General features: G+C 62.6%; 4 protein-coding genes. 3 read left to right on the top strand and 1 reads right to left on the bottom strand.

Annotated features, from left to right (window positions below):
• On the top strand, window positions 1-1,146 hold a 1,146-nt coding region (locus AC1D1P_RS12885; RefSeq protein WP_477673256.1), incomplete at its 5' end, for a sensor domain-containing diguanylate cyclase.
• A 24-nt stretch (window positions 1,147-1,170) separates the two neighbouring features.
• Here AC1D1P_RS12885 and metG read toward each other — a convergent pair.
• The gene (metG, locus tag AC1D1P_RS12890; protein WP_477673257.1) at window positions 1,171-3,264 is read right to left on the bottom strand and encodes a methionine--tRNA ligase; all 2,094 of its coding nucleotides are present in this window, start codon (window positions 3,262-3,264) and stop codon (window positions 1,171-1,173) included.
• Between the two features lie 163 nt (window positions 3,265-3,427).
• On the opposite strand from metG, the gene apbC reads away from it, so the two are divergent.
• Together apbC and AC1D1P_RS12900 are read left to right on the top strand one after the other, a co-directional pair.
• Window positions 3,428-4,519, top strand: a complete 1,092-nt coding sequence (apbC, locus tag AC1D1P_RS12895) for an iron-sulfur cluster carrier protein ApbC (protein WP_477673258.1) — start codon at window positions 3,428-3,430, stop codon at window positions 4,517-4,519.
• 12 nt (window positions 4,520-4,531) lie between these two features.
• The gene (locus tag AC1D1P_RS12900) at window positions 4,532-5,491 is read left to right on the top strand and encodes a LysR substrate-binding domain-containing protein (RefSeq protein WP_477669783.1); all 960 of its coding nucleotides are present in this window, start codon (window positions 4,532-4,534) and stop codon (window positions 5,489-5,491) included.
• The last annotated feature ends 113 nt before the right edge of the window (window positions 5,492-5,604 follow it).

Here is a 5,604-nt window from a genome sequence, read left to right on the forward strand (position 1 = left end):
GTGCTGTTGATGGCGCTGATGAGCGCTTTCCACGCGGTCTCATGGCGTGATTCCATCCACCTGTTGTATGCCGGTTATGTGCTGGTCGTGGCGCTTGGCCAGTTGTCGCTGACCGGCCTGGCAGGGGAATTTTTCTGGCCCCGCAATGCCTGGTGGAACGACTGCGCGCCCGTGGGGCTGTCGCTGGCCACTGCCGCATTGCTGCATCTTGTGCTGCGCCAGATGGTGGTTGACCGCGATGTGCCCTGGCTTTCCCGCGGGCTGCTGGCGATGACCGTTCTGGGCTTTGCGATCGTGCTGGCCTTCCTGGCTCTGGGGAACAAGTCGTCTTTCAACCTGGCCACGCCTTACTACATCGGAAGCATCGCCGTTTACCTTTTTGTTTCGGCCTGGTACACGTGGCGCCGGCCGGCGGTGGGTATCTGGATCATGGCTGCGATGGTGTGCCTCACCGTGGGCTCCATCTTCCCCATCCTGCGCACGCAGGGCATGATGCCCTTGGGCACGGCCACGCAGTTCGGTGCGCAAATCGGTGCCGCCCTGGAAATCCTTTTCCTGCTGATGGCCCTGTACCTGCGCAGCCGGGAAAAGCGCGACAACCAGGCGCGCGTCGGTGCGCTGACACGCGTCGACCCGCTGACCGGCCTGGGCAACCACCGCGTGCTGCTGCAGCGGCTGGACGCGCTGCTGATCCGCCAGCAGCGCGACCCCGGTGCGGGCGCGGTGGTGCGCATCCGGCTGGGCAACGCCCTGGATATCCGGCAGGACTACGGCATGGAGACGGCACAAAGCGCGGTAGTCCAGGCCGGCGCCTGTGTCACAAGTGTTGCGCAAGAGGGTGATACGGTTGCCCGTCATCGTGATGGAGACTTTGTGCTGATCCTGCAGGGGCACCTGACGCGCGGGGCGCTTACCGACATCGGCCAGCGGCTGATTGCCCGCGGACTGGCCGACAGCCCCAGCCTGCCGCCCAACACTGTGCTGCAGTTCAAGGTCGCGGTGGCCGAAGCGCCCTTCAGGGAAGGCGATGCAACGCAATTGCTGCACTCGCTGGGCCTTGTGCTTGGCGAGCTTTCCAGCCGTTCGGGGACCGGCCTGCGCTTTGCGGCCGGGGCGGCGGATGCCAGGAATTCGGCACCGGCCTGACGCAGGCGGCGTTGCGCAGCAAACTCAGTGAATGCGCATGCCCGGTGTAGCGCCCGGCAAGGGTTCCAGCACATAGATACCGGGTTGGGCTTTTTCATCCGCGTGGCTGGCGGCCAGCACCATGCCTTCGCTGATGCCGAACTTCATTTTTCGCGGCGCCAGGTTGGCCACCAGCACCGTGAGTTTGCCGACCAGGTCTTCGGGCTTATAGGCTGAAGCGATACCGCTGAACACGTTGCGCATGCGGCCTTCGCCGGCGTCCAGCGTCAGGCGCAGCAGCTTGGTTGAGCCTTCCACGGGTTCGCAATTGACGATTTTGGCAATGCGTAAATCGACCTTGGCGAAGTCGTCGATGGTGATCAGGGGCGCAATCGCCTCGCCGCCGGGCACAGTTGCTTCTGCTATCAAATCAGTAGCTGCTTGCGCTGGTTCTGCCTGTGCTGGAGGCTCAAACAGCGCTTCAAGTTGTTTGATGTCGACGCGCTGCATGAGATGTTTGTAGTCGCCGATCACATGGCCATCACCCAGGCTGGAGGCGGCATCCGCGAACGTCAACGGCTTGACTTTCAGGAATTCCTCGACCTGCGTCGCCAGCGCAGGCAACACCGGCTTCAGGTAGATCGTGAGCAGGCGGAAGGCTTCGATGCATACCGTGCAGACATCCTGCAGGCGCGTGTCCATGCCTTGCTGCTTGGCCAGCTCCCACGGTTTGTTCTGGTCCACATACGCGTTCACGCGGTCCGTCAGCAGCATGGTTTCGCGCAGGGCCTTGGCAAACTCGCGGCTTTCATACAGCGGCTCGATCGTTTCCTTTGCGGCACGCAGGGCGTCCAGCAGCGCCGTGCCGTCGGCAGACACTTCGCCCAGCTTGCCGGCAAAGCGCTTGGCGACAAAGCCCGCGGCGCGGCTGGCGATGTTGATGTACTTGCCCACCAAATCGCTGTTGACCCGTGCCATGAAATCATCGGCATGGAAGTCGATGTCTTCATTCTTCGCATTGAGCTTGGCGGCCAGGTAGTAGCGCAGCCATTCGGGGTTCATGCCCAGGCTCAGGTACTTGAGCGGGTCCAGCCCGGTGCCGCGGCTCTTGCTCATCTTCTCGCCGTTGTTCACCGTGAGGAACCCGTGCACAAACACGTTGTCAGGCGTCTTGCGGCCGCTGAAGTGCAGCATCGCCGGCCAGAACAGSGYGTGGAAGKTGACGATGTCCTTGCCGATGAARTGGTACWGCTCCAGCCCCGGCGTCGCCATGTAGGCGTCGTAGTTTTCGCCGCGTTTTTCGAGCAGATTTTTCAGCGACGCGAGGTAGCCGACCGGCGCGTCCAGCCAGACATAAAAATACTTGCCCGGCGCGTCCGGGATTTCAATGCCGAAGTAGGGCGCGTCACGGCTGATGTCCCAGTCGCCCAGGCCTTCGCTTTGGGTGCCGTCGGGGTTGGTACGAACGCTGAACCACTCCTTGACCTTGTTGGCGACTTCGGGCTGCAGCTTGCCGTCTTGCGTCCATTTCTCCAGAAAGTCCACACAGCGCTGGTCGGACAGCTTGAAGAAAAAGTGATCGGAGCTTTTGAGGACGGGCGTCGCGCCCGACAAAGCTGAATACGGGTTGATCAAATCCGTGGGCGCATACACCGCGCCGCAGTTTTCGCAGTTGTCGCCGTACTGGTCTTTGGTCCCGCACTTGGGACAGGTGCCCTTGATGTAGCGGTCCGGCAGGAACATGTTTTTTTCAGGGTCAAAGAACTGCTCAATCGTTTTGGTCTCAATCAGCCCGGCCTTTTTGAGGTCCAGGTAGATCTGCTGCGCCAGCTGGTGGTTTTCCGGGCCGTCGGTCGAATGCCAGTTGTCAAAGCTGATGTGAAAACCGTCCAGGTAGGGCTTGCGGCCCGCCGCGATGTCGGCCACAAACTGCTGGGGGGTCTTGCCGGCTTTTTCAGCCGCGATCATGATGGGTGCACCGTGGGCGTCGTCCGCGCCCACAAAGTTCACCGCGTGGCCCTGCATGCGCTGGAACCGCACCCAGATGTCGGCCTGGATGTATTCCATGATGTGGCCGATATGGAAATTGCCATTGGCATACGGCAGGGCGGTGGTGACAAACAGGCGGCGCTGGGACATAAGGGTGCTTTTTGGCTAGGGGAGAGGTAACCCGCGATTTTAAGTCGCCCAGCCTTGGGGCTGCCCCGGCAAGTCCCCATGACCCCAGGGCTGGCGGCGCGGCGTTAGACTTCATGCCAACCGCCGCCCCCAGATTCAACGAGTTTCAACGGAGTATTTCCCCATGTCCCTGGACCAACAGGCCGTCTTGAACGCCGTGCAAACCGTGCTGGACCCGAATACGGGCAAAGATTTCGTCAGCACCAAGGCCCTGAAAAACCTGCAGCTCAGCGGCAGCGACGTTTCGTTTGATGTCGAGCTGGGCTACCCCGCCAAAAGCCAGATCGCCGGCCTGCGCAAAAGCCTGATCGCCGCCGTCAAGGGGGTGCCGGGTGTCGGCAATGTCTCGGTCAACGTCACCTTCAAGATCGCCAGCCACAGCGTGCAGCGCGGCGTGCAGCTGCTGCCCAACGTCAAGAACATCATCGCCGTGGCCTCGGGCAAGGGCGGCGTCGGAAAAAGCACCACCGCCGTCAACCTGGCCCTGGCCCTGGCGGCTGAAGGCGCCACCGTCGGCCTGCTCGACGCCGACATCTACGGCCCCAGCCAGCCCATGATGATGGGCATCGAAGGCCGGCCCGAAAGCGTGGACGGCAAGAACATGGAGCCGATGGAGAACTACGGCATCCAGGTCATGTCCATCGGCTTCCTGGTCGCGCAGGACGAAGCCATGATCTGGCGCGGCCCCATGGCCACCCAGGCGCTGGAGCAGCTGCTGCGCCAGACCAACTGGAAAGACCTGGACTATTTGATCGTCGACATGCCGCCCGGCACCGGTGACATCCAGCTCACGCTCTCGCAGCGGGTGCCCATGACGGGCGCCGTCATCGTCACCACGCCGCAAGACATCGCGCTGCTGGACGCCAAGAAGGGCATCAAGATGTTTGAGAAAGTCGGCGTGCCCATCCTGGGCATCGTCGAAAACATGGCGGTGCACATCTGCAGCAACTGCGGCCATGCCGAGCATATCTTTGGCGAAGGCGGCGGCAAGAAAATGGCGGCCGACTACAAGATGGACTACCTGGGCGCTTTGCCGCTGGACATCCAGATCCGCCTGCAGGCCGACAACGGCCGTCCCACCGTGGTGGCCGATCCCGACGGCGAGGTCGCCGGCATCTACAAGGCCGTGGCGCGCAAGATGGCCATTACCGTGGCCGCGAAGGCTAAGGATTTCTCCGCCAAGTTTCCGACCATCACGATCTCCAAGAACACTTAAGGCGTTCTTGCCATGAACCTGCTGGCCTCCCTGCGTTACCTGGCCGCGCTTGACGAGCACAAGCACTTCGGCCGCGCGGCGCAGGCCTGCAACATCACGCAGCCCGCCTTGTCCAACGCCCTGCGCGCGCTGGAAGACGAGTTCGGCGCTGCCATCGTGGTCCGCGGGCGTGCGTTTGTTGGGTTCACAGAGGAGGGTGAACGCGTCCTCGCCAGCGCCCGGCGCATGCTGCATGAGCGCGAAATCCTCAAGCAACAGCTCGACAGCTCAGTGGACAGCCCACGCGGGCATTTGACGATTGGCGTCGTTCCCACGGCGGTCTCCATCGCCGCGCGTTTTGCCGCCATGCTGCACGTCCGGCATCCGGGCATCACACCGGTGGTGCTGTCCCTCAATTCACACGACATCGAAACCCGGCTGGAAAACCTGTCGCTGGACATGGCGCTGGGCTACACCGAGCGTCTGAGCGCGCGCAATACGCGGCTGACCACCTTGCCGCAGTACATCGAGCGCTATTTCCTGGTGCGCCGTGCTGCCAAACCCAGCCCGGATGTATTACGCTTCGGCTCGCCCATGACCTGGGCCGATGCCGCGAAGTTGCCGCTGTGCCTGCTGACACCCGACATGCACAGCCGCACCCGGGTGGATGCCGCGTTTGCCGCTGCGGGAGTCACCGTCAAGCCCGTGATGGAAACCAATTCCATGCTGACGCTGGCCCTGACCGTCGTCGTTGGCGAGGTTTGCAGCGTGCTGGCAGGCGCGCTGGTGTGCGCCGTTCAGGGTTACCGCGAACTCGAAGCCCTGCCCCTGACGCCGGATGTGGAGACGCCTGTCGGCTTCATGATGCAGGCCAGCGACCGGCCCTCCCGCACGCTGGAGGCGGCCATGGCTCTGGCAGCCGAGCCCGCCTGGCTGCGCCACGCGGCTGACTACAGCGCACACCCAGAGAGCATGGGAAACAAGCCAACCTAGGCAAGCGTTTGCATACATTCAATCCGTGAATAGGGCAGTGTCCCGATTCAATTGGACGTAGCCCCTGTCCCTTGCACATACTTTGTGCATAGACAGAGATAGGGGTCCCACAC

This window comes from Polaromonas sp. P1_E1_2 (genome assembly GCF_056406035.1).